Source organism: Mesorhizobium sp. M0621 (assembly GCF_040320745.1).
Lineage (GTDB): Bacteria > Pseudomonadota > Alphaproteobacteria > Rhizobiales > Rhizobiaceae > Mesorhizobium.
In genome coordinates this window covers 94,315-111,116 of record NZ_JAMYQF010000018.1, presented here as the reverse complement: position 1 = coordinate 111,116, position 16,802 = coordinate 94,315, and the positions used below count along the sequence as shown (strand labels likewise).

The following is a 16,802-nucleotide window of genomic DNA, read 5'->3' as shown; positions in this document are numbered from 1 at the left end:
CCAAGCCACCAGGCCCAATCACCTTCCGTCACGGCCTTCAGCACTTCCAATCCATCGCACACGGCTGGGGCCTGCGAGATGTGTGAATCGCCTAGACAAAGTGGGGGAGAGGTGGCTCGACGAAGCCGAGACGGAGAGGGGGAGCGCCATCTACGCTGCTCTCAGCCCCTCCCATGCCGTGAACACCGAGACCGCGAAGAGCAGCAGTCCGGCCGCCCGGCCGGCAAAGGCGGTCGCCTGGGGATTGGCGACCAGCAGATTTCGGCTGCGGCCGGCGGTGACGGCGAGCCCGCCATAGACGGCAAACTGCATGGCGATTGTCATCAGTCCCATGATGGAAGCCTGGATCCAGATCGGACCGTAGGCCGGCTTCAGAAATTGCGGATAGACCGCGAAGACGAAGAGATAGGCCTTCGGATTGATCAGGCAGATCACCAGCCCCTGGCGAAACGCCTTCCATGCCGAGCGGCTGCCGGCTGGCCCCTCGTCGCCAACCTTGATCGAGCTGCGCATCAGCGTCAGGCCGATAAAAGCCATGTAGGCGGCGCCGGCAATCAGCAGCGGATTGTAGAGAATCGGCACGAAATGCATCAGCAGCCCGACGCCGAGCGCGCCGTTCAGCGTATGCACCATGCCGCCCAGCATAATGCCGCCGGTCGCGGCAAGTCCCCTGTTGCCGCCACCGGTCAGTGCATTGGCAAGCACGAACAGCATATCCATGCCGGGCACGATGATGATGCCGAAGAGGAGGAGACAGAAGAGCCAGAGATTTCCCGCGTAGTCCATGTCAGTTGCCCGTCGCCTCGCCCGGCCAGGCCGCAGCGGAATGTATTGATTCTCAATTCGATAGGCGCTCCTATAGGTCAGCCCAACTGACGATGGTGTGTCAGTTGCGATCGGAATCCGGGTGAAAAATGCGCAAGGCGTCACGCCTGTTCGAGATCATCCAGATCGTGCGGCTGGCGCGGCAGCCGGTGACGGCGGCAACGATTGCCGGGCGGCTGGAAGTGACGGTGCGCTCGATCTACCGCGACATCGCAGCACTGCAGGCGATGCGCGTGCCGATCGAGGGCGGGCGTGGCATCGGCTATATACTGCGCCCCGGCTTCGACCTGCCGCCGCTGATGTTTTCGATCGAGGAGATGGAGGCGATCGTGTTGTCACTGGCGCTGCTGGAGCGCACCGGGGACAGCGAACTCAAGCAGGCGGCCAAGCGCGTCAGCGCCAAGATCGCCGGTGCGGTGCCGCCGCCCTTGCGCCAGGCGTTCGACGCCAATGCGCTGCATGCATGGGGATTTGCCGCACCCTCGACCGGTGCGATCGATCTGGCGCTGGTGCGTCGCGCCATCCGCGACGAGGAAAAGCTCGACCTCTCCTATCGCGACGAAATGGGCCGCGCCTCCGAGCGACTCGTCCGCCCGATCGCCCTGATATACTACGCCGAAACCGCCAATATCGTCGCCTGGTGCGAGCTGCGCCAGGCGATCCGCAATTTCCGCAGCGACCGGATCGAAGATTGCCAGGCGACGGGACTACGGTTCAAGGGCGAGGGCGACCGGTTGCGGCAGGTCTGGGTCAACGGCTGGGAGACTCCGGCCGCCGGCGGCTGAGGTGACCGCAGATACTTGGCGTGGTGCTTACCTTGGCAGGTCGCATGCCTTGGGGATTGGTCGAAACGCCCGTTGCTTCGTCATCCTGGGGCGAAGCGTCAGGGAGGCGTCGGCCAATCGCGAATGTCTGCGACGGGTCACCAAATGAATGGTGAAATCTTGTCTGCCGAGAGTCGGCAACCTACCCCGTCTCGACGAACTACGTGGCTCTACCGCACATCGACCCAGCGCTTTTCCTCGAAGGAGCGCGCCATCGCGTGCACCGTGCGCTCGATCTCCAGCCCTTCGGCAAATTCGATGAGCCGCGCCGGTTTGCCGGCAAGCCGCGTCAGCAGTTCGTGACATTCGATGATCTTGAGATCGTTGAAGCCGAGGCCATGGCCCGGCGCCGGAACGAAGAGGTCATAGGGCTTGTGGTGCGGCGCCACCAAGATGGTGCGGTAGCCCTGTTCGGTCGGGCGGTCGGCGGTGAGATAGAGCTGGAATTCGTTCGATCGTTCCTGGTCGAACAGGATCGACCCCTTCGAGCCGAAGATCTGGACGGCAATACGGCCCTTGCGGCCCCAGGCCGAGCGGTTCACAAGCAGCGTGCCGGCAATGCCGTTCTCCAGATGCATGAGCACGCTGGCGATGTCGTAGGTCTCGACCGCGCGACGGCCGCCACTGGCCACCTTGCGGTCGGCATAGGGCTTGGCCATGTCGCAGATGACGCTGGCGACGCGGCCAAACAGGGCGGAAACCAGCGACAGCGGGTGCACGGCGAAATCGTCGAGCGCGCCGTAGCCGGAAGCGGCTTCGTGCTTCCAGAAAAACAGCGCCTCGGGATCGGCCATGAAATCCTCATCCATCTCGATGCGCAGATGGTTGACCTCGCCGATGATCTTCTCATCGAGCAGCGCGCCGATGTGACGGATCGCCGGGCTCTGGATGTAGTTGTAACCAAGGGCCGCGACCTTGCCGGACTTTTTCGCCGCGGCCGCCATCGCTTCGGCCTCAGTGAAGCTTGGCGCCATCGGCTTTTCGCACCACAGATGCTTGCCCGCCTCGAGGATGGCGATGGCCATTTCCGGATGGAACTGGTTGGGCGTGGTCAGCGAGACGATATCGACCTCCGGGTCGTTGACGACGGCGCGCCAGTCGCCGGACGCCTTGGCGAAGCCGAACTCGCCCGCCTTGCGCCTGGCGAGGTCCTCGTTGACCTCGCCGAGATGGACAAGCCGTGGCTTGGCGACATCGGGAAAGACGGCGCCGACGGCACTCCATGCGATGGCGTGACATTTGCCCATGAAACCCGTGCCGATGAGACCGACGCCGACCATTTCCGTTTCTCCACTGCCTGAAGCGTTGCGTGGATGAATTAGTCCATTTTATCTTGGAATGGAACGTCTGCCTCATTTTTTATGGCGTTCTTGCGCAGGTTCACTATGATGAGGCACAGAGGGACGCTTCACGCATGAGCTTGGACAGGGCGACGATGGACGAACGGGTACCTCGCGACTTCGAGACGCTGCGCGCAACGATCCTCGATCGGCGCGAAAGCCTGCCGAAGCGCATCGCCCAGATCGCCGCCTATGCGCTCGACAATCCCGACGACATTGCCTTCGGCACCGCCGCCAGCATCGCCGCTTCGGCCGGCGTGCAGCCTTCGACCTTGATCCGTTTTGCCCAGCAGCTCGGCTTCGACGGTTTCACCAGCCTGCAGCAGGTGTTTCGCGAGCGGCTGCGCGAGCGCAACTCATCCTATGATGAAAGGCTGCAAGCCTTGCGCGCCAAGGCCGAGGGCGCCGCCGGCCACCGGGCGATCTTCGACGGCTTCGTCGCCGCCGCCTCCACCTCGCTCAACGACATCTCACGCACGCTGGACGACACGCATCTGGAAGATGCGATTTCGTTGCTGGCGAAGGCCGAGACCATCTATGTGCTGGCCAAGCGCCGCTCCTATCCGGTGGCGTCCTACATCGCCTATGCGCTGGGCAAGCTGAAGATCCGCAACCAGCTGATCGAATCAGCCGCCGGCCTGAATGCCGAGATGATCGCCTTCGCCACGCCGGCGGACGCCGTCATCGCCATCTCATTCTCGCCCTATGCGCCGGCCACCATCGAAGAGGCGCGCAGCATTTCGGAACAGGGCGTGCCGATCGTCGCCATCACCGACAGCTCGTTTTCGCCGCTCGCCCAGTTCGCCAAGGTCTGGTTCGAGGTTGCCGAGGCCGATTTTGCCGGCTTCCGCTCGCTATCGGCAACGATGGCGCTGGCCATGGCGCTGACCGTCGGCGTCGGCGAGAAGCGACGCGACACAGGCCGCAAGCGCAAAATTTAGAGGACCTCTACAGACGCCTCGCCTGCCGCCAAAAGCTGGGCTGCGTCGCGCGCGGGCGGCGATCCGAACTGGCGGGCATACTCCCGGCTGAACTGGGAAGCGCTCTCGTAGCCGACGGCGAAGGCGACGCTTGCAACATTGCCTGGCTGGGCAGCCAGCAGTTGGCGCGCCTCCAGCAGCCGGATCTGTTTCTGATACTGGATCGGGCTCATGGCCGTCGCCGCCTTGAAGTGGCGGTAGAATGCAGCGTTGCTCATATGGGCGATTTCGGCCAGATCGCTGACCCGGACCGGCTGATGGCAATGTGCGCGGATCCAGGCGATCGCCTGGCCAATCCGGGACAGATGGCCGTCGGCGCGCGCAAGCTGGCGAAGCTTTGCGCCCTGGGGGCCTTGCAGCAGCCGAAACAGCATCTCGCGTTCGAGCATGGCCGACAGCACGGGAATCTCCCCTGGCCGGTCGAGCAGCCGCATTATTCGCCGCAATGCGTCGAGCAGGTCTTCATTGACGGGCGAGGTGGAGAAACTGTCGCCGCCGAGCGCCGGTTCGTGCTCGACGAGGAGGGCGGCGACGGCCTGCAGGTCGAGGGCGAAGCCGATTGCCAGGTAGGGATGCTTGGCGCTCGCTTCGACCAACTGGCTGATGGTGGGTGTGTCGACTGTGTAGATGAAATAGCTGGCGGGATTGTAGCGAAGGGTCCGGTCTCCGATCAGAACCGTTTTCGCGCCCTGCAGCACAAACAGGATTCCCGACCCCCATACCCCCGCCATCGGCGCCGTGGCGACTTCGCTGCGGCCGATCGAAACGCGGGGGATCGCCGTTGTCGTTCGTCGCCCGCGCGCATGACGGCCGGCGATTTCGATCAGCTCCTGCAATGCCTCGCTCATGATGTCAGCTTCGCGCATCCACGGGGGCCGCGCAACCCATATGAGAGGATTAGGCAAGAGCCGGAGAGTTTTCGGCGCGCGGCGTTTCCTACAGGGCGTCATCTCTTGGTCTTCGACAGGAAGAGATGGAGAACCCAAATGACGAGATCGAAAACCGCTGTGGTGACGGGTGCCAACAAGGGCATCGGCCACGAAATCGCCCGACGGCTGGCGACGATGGGCTTCAAGGTGTGGCTTGGCGCCAGGAATGCCGAACGTGGCATGGCGGCAGCGCAGGAATTGCGCGCCGAAGGTCTGGACGTGCAATGGCTCGAGCTGGATGTCACACAGGACGAAAGCGTGGCGGCTGCGGCCAAGACTGTCGGGACGGAAAGCCCTTGTCTCGACGTGCTGGTGAACAATGCCGGCATCGCCATCAACTACGAGCTGCCGCCGAGCCAGCAGCATCTTGCCGATGTCAGGGCCACCTATGACGTCAATGTCTTCGGACCGATCCGCGTGACCCAAGCCTTCCTGCCGCTGCTGCTTGCAGCGCCGGCCGCCCGCATCGTGATGGTGAGCAGTTCCACGGGATCCATTGGGCGCGCGCTCGATTCCGGGACGCCGAACCAATCGGTCAACCTGATGGGTTATGGCAGTTCCAAGACGGCCCTGAATGCCATCACCGTCGCCTTCGCCCGCGAACTCGCGCCACAAGGCATCAAGGTCAATGCAGCGGCGCCCGGCTATACCGCCACCGACCTGAATGGATTTAGAGGCCACCGCACCGTGCAGCAGGCGGCCGAGATCGTCATACGCTTGGCGACCTTGGACGCCGATGGTCCGAACGCCGGGTACTTCAACGACGATGGCCCGCTTCCGTGGTGAACTGGGCAGACCCGCCAAAATCTCTTCCCGCACGCGACGGCCTAATGGTACTTTTCACGGAAGGAATGCTCATTCCATATTGACTATGGATTGGAATTATTATTTCATATTCCCGGCGCCACGCTGCCGCTCGCGCGTGTACCCCAAAACAACAAGGCCGACGGGAGGTTCCAATGAGCGAAGCCGTGGACGCGAAACAGGCGCCGCTCGACGTCATCACCATCGGTCGCGCTTCCGTCGACCTTTACGGCCAGCAGATCGGCTCGCGGCTGGAGGACATCACCTCGTTCGCCAAGTCGGTCGGCGGCTGCCCGGCCAACATTTCGGTCGGGACGGCCAGGCTCGGCCTGCGTTCTGCGCTGTTGACCCGCGTCGGCGACGAGCAGATGGGCCGCTTCATCCGCGAGCAGCTCAAACGTGAAGGCGTCAACGTCGACGGGCTGAAGACCGACAAGGAGCGGCTGACGGCGCTGGTGCTGCTGTCGGTCGAGGACGAAGGCGTCTCGCCGATGATCTTCTACCGCTCGGACTGCGCCGACATGGCGCTGGCGCCGGAAGACATCGACGAGGCCTTCGTCGCCTCGGCGCGGGCGATCGTCGTCACCGGCACGCATTTTTCCCGGCCCAACAGCGACGCCGCCCAGCGCAAGGCGATCCGCATCATGAAGGCCAAGGGCGGCAAGGTGGTGTTCGACATCGACTACCGGCCCAATCTCTGGGGTCTTGCCGGTCATGCCGAAGGCTTTGAGCGCTATGTCAAATCGGACCGTGTCTCGGCCCAGCTGAAGACGGTGCTGCCCGATTGCGACCTCATTGTCGGCACCGAGGAAGAGATCATGATCGCGTCGGGCGCCGACGATTGCCTGAGCGCGCTGAAGACGATCCGCTCGCTATCGTCCGCCACCATCGTCCTGAAGCGTGGCGCCATGGGCTGCATCGTCTATGACGGACCTATCAGCGACGATCTCGAGGACGGCGTCGTCGGCAAGGGGTTCCCGATCGAGATCTACAATGTGCTCGGCGCCGGCGACGCGTTCATGTCCGGCTTCCTGCGCGGCTGGCTGGGTGGCGAAGACCATGCGACGGCGGCGACCTGGGCCAATGCCTGCGGCGCCTTCGCCGTGTCGCGGCTGCTCTGCGCGCCGGAATATCCGACCTTCGAGGAGCTGCAGTTCTTCCTCAAGCATGGCAGCAAGCATCTGGCCCTGCGCAAGGACGAGGCGATCAACCACATCCATTGGGCGACGACGCGCCGGCGCGACATTCCCTCGCTGATGGCGCTCGCCTGCGACCACCGTGTGCAGCTCGAGGATGTGGCGGCGAAGGCCGGCGCCAATCCGGCGCGGATCGAAGAATTCAAGGTGCTGGCGGTCAAGGCCGCGGCGAAGGTCGCCGCCGGACGCGACGGCTACGGCATGTTGATCGACGAAAAACATGGCCGCAAGGCGATGTTCGAATTCGCCCGCCATCCCTTCGCCTGGCTCGGCCGGCCGGTGGAGCTGCCGGGCTCGCGGCCGCTGCGCTTCGAATTCTCGCAGGACATCGGCTCGCAGCTCACCGAATGGCCTGTCGATCACTGCATCAAGTGCCTGTGCTTCTATCATCCCGACGATCCGGCGGCGCTCAAGGAAGAGCAGCAGCAGAAGCTGCGCGCGCTGTTCGAAGGCGCGCGGAAAGTAGGCAGAGAACTTCTCATCGAGATCATTGCCGGCAAGCATGGCAAGCTCGACGATACGACGATCCCGCGCGCGCTGGAGGAACTCTATGGGCTCGGCATCAAGCCGGACTGGTGGAAGCTCGAGCCGCAGGCGTCGAGCGGCGCCTGGGCCAAGATCGAAGCGGTGATCCTGAAGCACGATCCCTGGTGCCGCGGCGTCGTGCTGCTTGGGCTGGAAGCGCCGCAGGACGAACTGGAAGCGGCATTCGCCGCCACCGCCAAGGCGCCCATCGTCAAGGGTTTTGCCGTCGGTCGCACCATCTTCGTCCACGCTGCCGAACAATGGCTGGCCGGCAAGATGTCGGATGAAGAAGCTATCGCCGACATGGCGCAGCGCTTCGAACAGTTGACCGAAGCGTGGCTTGCCGCGCGCGGCCGCAAAGCGGCATAAGAAGCGCGGCACAACGACTGCGGAGGAGACACCATGAGCAAGACAATCCGCCTGACGATGGCGCAGGCGCTGACCCGTTTTCTCAGTAGGCAGATGACCGAGATCGACGGCAACAAGGTCCCGATCTTCGGCGGGGTCTGGGCGATCTTCGGCCACGGCAACGTCGCCGGCATAGGCGAGGCGCTTTATCAGGTGCGCGACGAACTGCCGACCTTCCGCGCCCACAATGAGCAGGCGATGGCGCATGCTGCGATCGCCTACGCCAAGGCCAACTTCCGCCGTCGCTTCATGGCCGCGACCTCTTCGATCGGTCCTGGTGCGCTCAACATGGTGACGGCCGCGGCGCTCGCCCATGTAAACAGGTTGCCCGTCCTGTTTTTGCCCGGCGATGTCTTCGCCAACCGCATTCCGGACCCGGTGCTGCAGCAGGCCGAGGACTTTTCCGACGGCACGGCGACGGTCAATGACTGTTTCCGCCCGGTGTCGCGCTATTTCGACCGCATCACCCGGCCGGAGCAGATCATCCCGGCGCTCAGCCGCGCCATGACTGTGCTGACCGATCCGGCCGAGTGTGGGCCGGTGACGCTGTCGCTGTGCCAAGACGTGCAGGCCGAGGCCTATGACTATCCCGAGAGCTTCTTTGCCGAGCGGGTCTGGTACCAGCGCCGGCCGCGCCCGGACCGCCACGAATTGGCCGCCGCGGTCGCGGCGCTGAAGGGAGCAAAAAAGCCGCTGGTGATCGCCGGCGGCGGCGTCCTCTATTCGCAAGCCTCCGACGAGCTGGCGAAATTCGTGGAAAGCGCCGGCATTCCGGTCTGCGAGACGCAAGGCGGCAAATCCTCGCTGCCGGACGGCCAGCCGCTCAACATGGCGGCGGTCGGCGTCACCGGCACTTCCGCCGCCAACCGCCTAGCGGAGGAAGCCGATGTCGTGCTGGCCATCGGCACGCGCCTGCAGGATTTCACCACTGGCTCATGGGCGCTGTTCAAGAATTCGGGCAAGACCATCATCGGGCTCAACGTGCAGCCCTTCGACGCCGGCAAGCACCGCGCGCTGCCGCTGGTCGCAGATGCGGCCGAGGGTCTGGCCGAACTGGGTGAGGCGCTTAAAGGTTGGAAGGCGCCGGCGACCTGGACCGACAATGCGGCCACCGGCAAGAAGGCCTGGCAAGCCGAGGCCGCCAAGGTGACGGCGTCGACCAATGCCGCCTATCCGTCCGATGCGCAGGTGATCGGCGCCGTGCAGCGCGCGATGGGCTCCGGCGTGACGCTGTTGCACGCCGCCGGCGGTCTGCCGGGCGAATTGCACAAGCTCTGGCAGGCTGGCGCGCCTGGCTCCTATCACGCCGAATACGGCTTCTCCACCATGGGCTACGAGATTGCCGGCGGGCTCGGCACAAAGATGGCGAAGCCCGACGAAGAGGTCGTCGTCATGATCGGCGATGGCTCCTATCTGATGCTGAATTCCGAGATCGCCACCTCGGTGATGCTCGGCCTGAAGCTCACCATCGTACTGCTCGACAACAGAGGCTATGGCTGCATCAACCGGCTGCAGATGGCGACCGGCGGCGCCAACTTCAACAACCTCCTGAAGGACTCGCGCCACGAGGTGCTGCCCGATATCGACTTCGCCGCGCATGCGGCGAGCCTGGGGGCGATTGCCGAAAAGGTGCCGTCGATCGCCGGATTGGAAAACGCGCTGGAAAAGGCCAAGAAGAACAACCGCACCACGGTGCTGGTCATCGACACCGATCCGCTTGCCTCCACCGATGCCGGCGGCCATTGGTGGGATGTGGCGGTGCCGGAAGTATCGGCCCGGCCGCAGGTGAACGCGGCGCGCAAGACCTATGACGAGAAGCGGCAGATGCAGAGTGTTGGCGATTGAATTTTTGCGCCGCCACGTCCTTCGGACCCCCACAAGGGGAGAGTGAATACGAACTGAAACTGGAGTGACGACTTGAAAGCCAAACTGGGCATGTCCCCCATTGCGTGGTGGAACGACGATCTTGCGGAACTCAGCGATGACGTGTCGCTGGAGGAGTGTTTGCGCCAGTCGCGTTCGGCCGGCTTCACCGGTATGGAAATGGGCCGGCGTTTTCCCAATGATCCCGATGTCATGCTGCCGATCCTCAAGGCAGCCGACGTGACGCTGTGCGGTGGCTGGTTCTCCGGCACGCTGGTCGACGGGGAGATGGCCGACAACAAGGACCGCATCCAGCCGATGATCGACCTGTTCAAGGCGGTGAACGCGCCTTGCATCGTCTATGGCGAGGTCGGCCGCTCGATCCAGGGCGACCGCTCCAAGCCGCTGGCCACCAAGCCGAAGCTGTCGGACGACGAGATGAAGGCCTATGCCAGGCGCCTCACCGAATTCGGCGAATGGTGCGCCGAGCAAGGCATGCCGCTCTCCTACCACCACCATATGGCGGCGGTGGTAGAGACCGAGCCGGAACTCGATGCCTTCATGCGCCATTCCGGCGCCGGCATTCCGCTGCTGCTCGATGCCGGCCATCTGGCCTTTGCCGGCGGTGACGTGCTGCGCGCCATCGACAACCATCACAAGCGCATCAGCCATGTGCATGTGAAGGACGTGCGCATGGGCGTGATCGACAAGCTTGATCGCACCAAGCAGTCTTTCCTCGACGCCGTGGCGCTGGGCGCCTTCACGGTGCCGGGCGATGGTTCACTCGATTTCGGCGCCATCGTGCAGCGCTTCGCCGACCATGGCTATGAGGGTTGGTTCGTGGTCGAGGCCGAGCAGGACCCGAAGAAGAACCCGCCGCTCAGGATGGCGCAAGTCGGCTACAAGGAATTGATGCGCGTCATGACCGCCGCCGGCTACACGGTCGAGACGCAAGGCTTTCCCAATGCCTGATCAAGGGCGGCCTGACGCGATGGGTTCCCGACGAAGCCGATTGCTGTAGATTGGCCCGATGAAAGATTCCGAACACCCCTTCTTCCGGCCTTTGTGGCGACGTGTCGCCGTCGTCGCGGTCTGCGTCATCTGGTCGATCATCGAGTTCGCCACCGGCACGCCGTTCTGGGGCGTCATCGCGCTTGGTTTCGCCGGCTACGCCGTCTGGCAGTTTTTCTACCTCTACAAGCCGGTCGATGAGACCAAGGCCGAGGCCGAACCGAAGGAGTGACTGATCCCATGCGTTGGCGATTAGCTTGCGGCGCTTCTCGCTTCGTCATCCTGGGGCGGAGCAAGAAGCGAAGCGACGCAGCGCAGACCCCGGGATCCATGCCGCGACATCAAAACAGCCGCCGCGGTGCAGTATTCCGTCCCGCTGCGCTCTTGGACTGAGGTTACGGCATGGATCCTAGGGTCTTCGCGACGGAGCTTCGCTCCTGCTACGCCCTAGGATGACGAAGTTGGGAGACTTCGGCCAATTCTCGAAGATTTGCGATAGGAGAGACAAAAATGTCGAAGCTGCTCGTCAAAGCCAATAAAGGCCATGGCCGGGTCGCCCATGTGACACCGCAAATCGCCGGCTGGACCTATGTCGGTTTCGACCTGCACCGGCTGAAGCCCGGCGAGAGCGCGTCCGGAAAAACCGATGATCGCGAAGTCTGCCTGGTGTTCGTCACCGGCAAGGGCACGGCGTCCGCCGGCGGCAAGGATCTCGGCCTGCTTGGCGAGCGCATGTCGCCCTTCGAGGGCAAGCCGTGGTCGGTCTATGTGCCAGAGGGATCGGACTGGTCGGTGACGGCGGATACCGAGCTGGAACTCGCGGTCTGCTCGGCGCCGGGCCTTGGCGGCGGTCTGCCGGTGCGGGTGATCACACCGGACGATCTCGGCCAGGAGGTGCGCGGCAAGGGCACCAACACGCGCTACGTCACCAACATCCTGCCGGAGGGCAAGCCGGCCGATTCGCTGCTGGTGGTCGAGGTGATCACGCCCGGCGGCCATACGTCGAGCTATCCGCCGCACAAGCACGACCAGGACAATCTGCCCGCCGAATCCTATCTCGAGGAAACCTACTATCACCGGCTCAACCCGCCGCAGGGCTTTGCCTTCCAGCGCGTCTATACCGACGCCGACAAGAACGGCCATCGCGCGCTGGATGAAGCAATGGCGATCGAGGATGGCGATGTCGTGCTGGTGCCCAAGGGCTATCATCCCTGCGCCGCCTGCCACGGCTACGACCTCTATTATCTCAACGTGATGGCCGGGCCGAAGCGGACGTGGAAATTCCACAATGCACCCGAGCACGAATGGCTGATGAAGGCCTGACAGGCCATTCCTTGAGGGCCCGAGGACTGGTCCGGCACGAAAGAATCGTTGGCTAATGACCCGGCCGCACCGTTTTGTTATCGGAAACGCTGCAAAGCTTCGTCAATCCGTCATGGAAATCACCTATGGCAGCGGAGCTGACAAGGACCTTTCATGCGCTACGCCATCTATTTCACCCCCCGGCAGGACGAGCCTCTAGCGCGGATCGCTGCCAACTGGCTCGGCCGCGACCCGTTTGGCGCGGCGACAAGGCCGGTCGAGGCGGTGGCCGACCTGTCGGCGGCGGAAGTCGCTTTCCACACCGCTTCGGCGCGCCGCTATGGTTTCCACGCGACGCTGAAAGCCCCTTTCCGCCTGGCCGCCAACGAGACCGAAGCCTCGCTGCGCGCCGCACTCGACCATTTTGCCGAGGCGACGCCTGCGGTGACCATCCCGCGTCTCGTCGTCAGCCAGATCGATGGCTTCTTCGCACTGGTGCCGGAGAGGCCGCTGCCTGCGCTCAACCGCTTCGCCGATGAGGTAGTACGCGATTTCGATCGCTTTCGCGCACCGCTGACGGAATCCGAGATTGAGCGGCGCAGCCCGGATTCGCTGAAGCCGGCCGAGTTCCGCAATCTCTGCCAATGGGGCTATCCCTATGTCTTCGAGACCTTTCGCTTCCATATGACGCTGTCCGGCCGGGCGGGGTCACAGGAAAGCCCTCGTTTGCGCGCAGCAATCGACAGTCTGTTTGCGCAGGTGCTGCAACAGCCGCTGCCGGTGGATGCGCTGACGTTGTTCGTCGAAACCGAACCGGGCGCACCGTTCATGGTGCTTTCGCATCATGCACTCGGGCGCCGCCCGGCCAGAAAAACTGCCTGACACCCTGCTGGATAACCCCAGCCGGAATAACCAAGGACTGCCTGAAATGACCGCCGAGACTATTCTCCACAACGCCCGCATCGTGCTTGCCGACGAGATCGTCGAGGGTTCGCTGGTGCTGCGCGACGGCTTTATCGCCGGCATCGATGCCGGCACCAGCCGAACCGGCGGGAGCATGGCCGGCGCGGATATGGGCGGCGACTACATCATTCCCGGGCTGGTCGAACTCCATACAGACCATCTCGAAGGCCACTACGCGCCGCGGCCCAAGGTGCGCTGGAACCCCATCGCCGCCGTGCTCGCCCATGACGCGCAAGTGGCGACAGCCGGCATCACCACCGTGCTCGATGCCTTGCGCGTCGGCATGGACGAGGATGCCGACCTGACGTCGACCGACATCCGCAAGCTGGCCGATGCGATCGAGGACAGCGTGCAGCAAGATCGTCTGCGCGCCGACCATTTCATCCATCTGCGCTGCGAGGTTTCGGCGCCGGACTGCCTCAAGGCGTTCGCCAATTTCGACGGCGACGAACGGGTGAAGCTGGCATCGCTGATGGATCATGCGCCCGGCCAGCGCCAGTTCGTCAACCTCGAAACCTATGCCTACTATTACCAGCGCAAGCTGAAGCTGACCGATCGCGACTTCAAACTGTTCTGCGAAAAGCGGATGGGGGAATCGGCGCGCAATTCGGTGCCGAACCGGACGGTGATCGCCGCCGCCTGCCACGAGCGCGGCATCGTGCTGGCCAGCCATGACGACGCCACCCTTGGCCATGTCGGCGAGGCGATCGAACAGGGTGTGCGCGTCGCCGAGTTCCCGACCACGGAAGAAGCCGCCAGGGCCTCGAAGGAGGCCGGGCTGGGCGTGCTGATGGGTGCGCCCAACGTCATGCGCGGCGCCTCGCATTCGGGCAATGTCTCGGCTCGCACGCTGGCCAGCGATGGGCTGCTCGACATCCTGTCGTCCGATTACATTCCCTTCAGCCTGATCCAGTCAGCGTTCTTCCTCGGCGACGTCGTCGACGGCATTTCCCTGCCGCAGGCGGTCGCCATGGTCTCGAAGAACCCGGCCGAAGCGATTGGCCTGACCGACCGCGGCGTCATCGAGCAGGGGCGCCGCGCCGATCTGGTGCGCGTGCGAGTCGACGACCACGTTCCGGTCGTGCGCACCGTCTGGCGGCAGGGACGCCGGGTCGCATGATGGTGTCCGCGTTGATCGAGCGTGAATTGTCGGCCGAGGTGTTTCCGATCCGTGACGGCGTCTTCGTCGCCGTCGTCGGTCCAAGCGGCGCCGGCAAGGACACGGTGATCGGCTATGCCCGCAGCCGCTTTGCCGACGAGACAAGGCTTGAGTTCGTCCGCCGCGTCATCACACGACCGAGCGATGCCGCCAGCGAGGATCACGACACGCTGGCCGACGCCGCCTTCGCCGAGGCCGAAGCCGACGGCGCCTTCGCCATTTCCTGGGAGGCGCATGGCTTGCGCTATGGCATCCCTGCCGATGTCGACTGGTCCGTCGCCAATGGCCGCGTTGCCGTGGCAAACGTGTCGCGCGCGATCATCCCGGCGCTGCGCGAGCGCTATGCCAATCTGGCTGTCGTCGAGATCACCGCCGCGCCCGACGTGCTGGCAGAGCGGCTGGCGATGCGCGGCCGCGAGTCACGCGGCGAAGTGCTGGCGCGACTGGCGCGCAGCGCCAATGTGAGCCTGTCGGGACCTGGCGTCACCTCGATCGACAACAGCGGCCCGCGCGAAGCCGCCGGCGAGCGCTTCGCCGAAGTGCTGCGCAAGGCGATGGCTTTTTCCGACATGTCGGGCTTGATCTAGGCTAGCCTTCAAGCGCGAAGGGCATGAACGAGACGGTGCCGGCGATGCTTTCGCCCGGGGCAAGCACGATGATGCCCTCGTCCGGATCGTTCCACCCGTCGCGGTGGAAGGCGCCGGAGGCATTGGTCTGCGGTTCGACGCAGAAATACGGTTTCGCAGGATCGGCATAAAGCATCAGGTGCTTGAACATCGGATCGGCCTTGATGCGCAGCCCGACGCCGCGTGTCGGGAAGCGGATCTCGGCCTCGCCGCTCCAGCCGCCATAATCATTGTTGCGCCAGCCGCCCGGCAAAGGCCGGCCACCGGCGAAGTCGAGTTCGGGGGCAAGCGTGATCGGATCGCCGGCAATGCCTTGCGGTTCTTCCAGATAGAACCGCGTGGCGTTGAACCGCAGCGTCACGTCCGGGTCGCGGTCGAACCACGGATGCAGACCGAACCCGAACGGCATCGAAACCGGCCCGGTGTTGATCATCGTCATTCGGACCGCGAGGCTTTCATCGGAAGCTTCGAAAACCTGCGTCGCGCGATAGGAATAAGGCTCGGGACCGGCGGTAATTTCGAGCGACAATCCGGCGCTGTCGGCGGTCGCGTCGATGACAGTCCAGGGATGCTTCCAGCCGCTGCCATGCACATTGATTGTTTCGGGGAGATTGTTCGGCTGAACCTGCCAGCGTTTCCCTCCGAACATGAAGGCATTTCCGGCGATACGGTTGGCGTAAGGCATCATCGGGAACATGGCGACGCCAAGCACGTTGCCGGCTTCGCGATCATGGTCGCAAAGCCGGCGCATGAGATCGGTGCCGCGCCAGCGCAGCGCGCCCAGGCTGCCGCCGATTTGCGGCGCCAGTTCGGCTTCAAGCGCGCCCGCCTTCAGCATCAACAGTTCAGGTTTCGCGCTCATGGCCTGCCACCCGTCCGCCACCGACATCCGGCATGGTGTGGAGACGTCCCGCAATCGCAGAAGGGCGGCAAGGCCGCAACCATTTCATTCATGCCGCCAGGCGCCGACAAACGCGCGACGCGTTCTGGCAGGGCGGTTATTCCGCGGCCGCGCCGGCTGCGCTTTTGCGGGTGGCATCGACCATCAGCCGCCGTTCCCGGAACACGCCCCATTGCTGGTCGACCAGCACGCCGATGAGGATGACGCCGCCCATCACCGCGAAGTTGAGCGAGGACGGGATGCCGAGCAGATTGACGAGGTTCTGCAGCTCCTGCAGCAGCACCGTGCCGAGGATGACGCCGATCAGCGAGCCCTCGCCGCCGCGCAGCGAGAAGCCGCCGAGCACGGCGGCGGCGATGGCGTAGAGTTCGTAGAACTGGCCATGGCTGGCCGGCGAGATCGAGCGCGTGTACATGGCGAAATAGATCGCCGACAGCGCCGTCAGCACGCCGCAGATGACGTAAGCGGCCATGACGACGCGACCGGTGCGAATGCCGGAATATTTCGCCGCCTCCTCGTTCTTGCCGATGGCGTAGAGATAGCGGCCGAACACCGAGCGGTGCAGCACCACCCACATGACGATGGAAATGACGATCAGCGCGATGAAGCTGTTCGGCACCCCATATGAGCGCCCGGCGGTGAGGAATTCGAGGTCGGGAAAATTCTGGCCGAAGGCGAAGCCGGCGGTGCCGTCGGCGGTGTAGAAACGGGCGACGCCGCGGTAGATCAGCAAGCCGCACAGCGTGACGACGAAGGGCTGCAGCTTGAGCCGCGTGATCAGCCAGCCATGCACCAGGCCGATGATGGCGCCGAGGAACAGGATCAGCACGAAGGCCAGCGGCCAGCCCACCTCGCGCACGGCGATGAAATCGATGAACAGCGTGCCCAGCAGCGCCACCACCGAGCCGACCGACAGTTCGATGCCGCCGGTGATGATGACGAAGGCCTGGCCGATCGACAGGATGCCGAACAGGCCGATCAGGTTCGAGGTGTTGGCGAGGTTGATCGGCAACAGGAAGCGCGGGTTGATGATCGCCACGATGGCGCCGACCACCAGGATCAGGATCAGCAGGCCGAGATCTTTCTTGCTCATCGTCTTCTCCCCAATGCCCGCCCTAGAAGGTTCCGGACCGGAACCCGTGGCAA

Annotated in this window: 16 protein-coding genes; 11 read left to right on the top strand and 5 right to left on the bottom strand. The window is 64.1% G+C overall.

The genetic code is table 11. The features are described from left to right. Positions 1-150: 150 nt before the first annotated feature. Positions 151-786, bottom strand: coding sequence for a LysE family translocator (locus tag NKI38_RS15290; protein WP_352658871.1), 636 nt, complete (start codon positions 784-786; stop codon positions 151-153). 128 nt (positions 787-914) lie between these two features. Here NKI38_RS15290 and NKI38_RS15285 point away from each other — a divergent pair, with 128 nt between their 5' ends. Beyond that, a complete protein-coding gene (locus NKI38_RS15285; protein ID WP_352630585.1) occupies positions 915-1,610 on the top strand; it encodes a helix-turn-helix transcriptional regulator in 696 nt (231 codons plus the stop codon). A gap of 209 nt (positions 1,611-1,819) precedes the next feature. Here NKI38_RS15285 and NKI38_RS15280 read toward each other — a convergent pair whose 3' ends face one another. Further along, on the bottom strand, positions 1,820-2,929 hold the full coding sequence (locus NKI38_RS15280; RefSeq protein WP_352630583.1) for a Gfo/Idh/MocA family protein: 1,110 nt from the start codon (positions 2,927-2,929) through the stop codon (positions 1,820-1,822). Positions 2,930-3,084: 155 nt separating this feature from the next. Between NKI38_RS15280 and NKI38_RS15275 the strand changes: the two genes are divergently transcribed. Next, positions 3,085-3,930 carry a MurR/RpiR family transcriptional regulator gene (locus NKI38_RS15275; protein ID WP_352630711.1) on the top strand — a complete coding sequence of 282 codons (846 nt, stop codon included), beginning with the start codon at positions 3,085-3,087 and terminating at the stop codon, positions 3,928-3,930. On the opposite strand, the gene NKI38_RS15270 is transcribed toward NKI38_RS15275, so the two are convergent. After that, a complete protein-coding gene (locus NKI38_RS15270) occupies positions 3,927-4,817 on the bottom strand; it encodes an AraC family transcriptional regulator (RefSeq protein WP_352630709.1) in 891 nt (296 codons plus the stop codon). The genes NKI38_RS15275 and NKI38_RS15270 overlap by 4 nt on opposite strands. Before the next feature lie 138 nt (positions 4,818-4,955). Here NKI38_RS15270 and NKI38_RS15265 point away from each other — a divergent pair, with 138 nt between their 5' ends. From NKI38_RS15265 to phnN, 9 genes are all read left to right on the top strand, one after another. Beyond that, on the top strand, positions 4,956-5,684 hold the full coding sequence (locus NKI38_RS15265; protein ID WP_352658869.1) for an SDR family oxidoreductase: 729 nt from the start codon (positions 4,956-4,958) through the stop codon (positions 5,682-5,684). Positions 5,685-5,857: 173 nt separating this feature from the next. Beyond that, the gene (locus NKI38_RS15260; protein WP_352630581.1) at positions 5,858-7,792 is read left to right on the top strand and encodes a bifunctional 5-dehydro-2-deoxygluconokinase/5-dehydro-2-deoxyphosphogluconate aldolase; all 1,935 of its coding nucleotides are present in this window, start codon (positions 5,858-5,860) and stop codon (positions 7,790-7,792) included. Positions 7,793-7,825: 33 nt separating this feature from the next. After that, on the top strand, positions 7,826-9,676 hold the full coding sequence (gene iolD / locus NKI38_RS15255; RefSeq protein WP_352658867.1) for a 3D-(3,5/4)-trihydroxycyclohexane-1,2-dione acylhydrolase (decyclizing): 1,851 nt from the start codon (positions 7,826-7,828) through the stop codon (positions 9,674-9,676). A 72-nt stretch (positions 9,677-9,748) separates the two neighbouring features. Further along, on the top strand, positions 9,749-10,666 hold the full coding sequence (gene iolE / locus NKI38_RS15250) for a myo-inosose-2 dehydratase (protein ID WP_352658865.1): 918 nt from the start codon (positions 9,749-9,751) through the stop codon (positions 10,664-10,666). 58 nt (positions 10,667-10,724) lie between these two features. Further along, the gene (locus NKI38_RS15245; RefSeq protein WP_352658863.1) at positions 10,725-10,937 is read left to right on the top strand and encodes a DUF3329 domain-containing protein; all 213 of its coding nucleotides are present in this window, start codon (positions 10,725-10,727) and stop codon (positions 10,935-10,937) included. Positions 10,938-11,215: 278 nt separating this feature from the next. Further along, a complete protein-coding gene (iolB, locus tag NKI38_RS15240) occupies positions 11,216-12,028 on the top strand; it encodes a 5-deoxy-glucuronate isomerase (protein ID WP_352658861.1) in 813 nt (270 codons plus the stop codon). Positions 12,029-12,181: 153 nt separating this feature from the next. Further along, on the top strand, positions 12,182-12,889 hold the full coding sequence (locus NKI38_RS15235; RefSeq protein WP_352658859.1) for a DUF1045 domain-containing protein: 708 nt from the start codon (positions 12,182-12,184) through the stop codon (positions 12,887-12,889). 46 nt (positions 12,890-12,935) lie between these two features. Next, complete coding sequence (locus NKI38_RS15230; RefSeq protein ID WP_352658857.1) at positions 12,936-14,090, top strand: alpha-D-ribose 1-methylphosphonate 5-triphosphate diphosphatase; 1,155 nt, start codon at positions 12,936-12,938, stop codon at positions 14,088-14,090. Continuing rightward, positions 14,087-14,716 (top strand): phosphonate metabolism protein/1,5-bisphosphokinase (PRPP-forming) PhnN, encoded by a 630-nt coding sequence (gene phnN, locus NKI38_RS15225; protein ID WP_352658855.1) that lies wholly within the window; start codon positions 14,087-14,089, stop codon positions 14,714-14,716. Before NKI38_RS15230 ends, phnN begins: the two co-directional genes overlap by 4 nt. Position 14,717: 1 nt before the next feature. Here phnN and NKI38_RS15220 read toward each other — a convergent pair whose 3' ends face one another. Further along, complete coding sequence (locus tag NKI38_RS15220; RefSeq protein ID WP_352658853.1) at positions 14,718-15,617, bottom strand: aldose 1-epimerase; 900 nt, start codon at positions 15,615-15,617, stop codon at positions 14,718-14,720. A gap of 136 nt (positions 15,618-15,753) precedes the next feature. Continuing rightward, on the bottom strand, positions 15,754-16,749 hold the full coding sequence (locus NKI38_RS15215) for an ABC transporter permease (protein WP_352658851.1): 996 nt from the start codon (positions 16,747-16,749) through the stop codon (positions 15,754-15,756). Positions 16,750-16,802 lie beyond the last annotated feature (53 nt).

Excerpts from the sequence above, each read along its gene's own strand:
- NKI38_RS15290 (WP_352658871.1), bottom strand. The coding sequence starts at position 786 with ATGGACTACGCGGGAAATCTCTGGCTCTTCTGTCTCCTCCTCTTCGGC.
- NKI38_RS15285 (WP_352630585.1), top strand. The coding sequence starts at position 915 with ATGCGCAAGGCGTCACGCCTGTTCGAGATCATCCAGATCGTGCGGCTG.
- NKI38_RS15280 (WP_352630583.1), bottom strand. The coding sequence starts at position 2,929 with ATGGTCGGCGTCGGTCTCATCGGCACGGGTTTCATGGGCAAATGTCAC.
- NKI38_RS15275 (WP_352630711.1), top strand. The coding sequence starts at position 3,085 with ATGGACGAACGGGTACCTCGCGACTTCGAGACGCTGCGCGCAACGATC.
- NKI38_RS15270 (WP_352630709.1), bottom strand. The coding sequence starts at position 4,817 with ATGAGCGAGGCATTGCAGGAGCTGATCGAAATCGCCGGCCGTCATGCG.
- NKI38_RS15265 (WP_352658869.1), top strand. The coding sequence starts at position 4,956 with ATGACGAGATCGAAAACCGCTGTGGTGACGGGTGCCAACAAGGGCATC.
- NKI38_RS15260 (WP_352630581.1), top strand. The coding sequence starts at position 5,858 with ATGAGCGAAGCCGTGGACGCGAAACAGGCGCCGCTCGACGTCATCACC.
- iolD (WP_352658867.1), top strand. The coding sequence starts at position 7,826 with ATGAGCAAGACAATCCGCCTGACGATGGCGCAGGCGCTGACCCGTTTT.
- NKI38_RS15245 (WP_352658863.1), top strand. The coding sequence starts at position 10,725 with ATGAAAGATTCCGAACACCCCTTCTTCCGGCCTTTGTGGCGACGTGTC.
- iolB (WP_352658861.1), top strand. The coding sequence starts at position 11,216 with ATGTCGAAGCTGCTCGTCAAAGCCAATAAAGGCCATGGCCGGGTCGCC.
- NKI38_RS15235 (WP_352658859.1), top strand. The coding sequence starts at position 12,182 with ATGCGCTACGCCATCTATTTCACCCCCCGGCAGGACGAGCCTCTAGCG.
- NKI38_RS15230 (WP_352658857.1), top strand. The coding sequence starts at position 12,936 with ATGACCGCCGAGACTATTCTCCACAACGCCCGCATCGTGCTTGCCGAC.
- phnN (WP_352658855.1), top strand. The coding sequence starts at position 14,087 with ATGATGGTGTCCGCGTTGATCGAGCGTGAATTGTCGGCCGAGGTGTTT.
- NKI38_RS15220 (WP_352658853.1), bottom strand. The coding sequence starts at position 15,617 with ATGAGCGCGAAACCTGAACTGTTGATGCTGAAGGCGGGCGCGCTTGAA.
- NKI38_RS15215 (WP_352658851.1), bottom strand. The coding sequence starts at position 16,749 with ATGAGCAAGAAAGATCTCGGCCTGCTGATCCTGATCCTGGTGGTCGGC.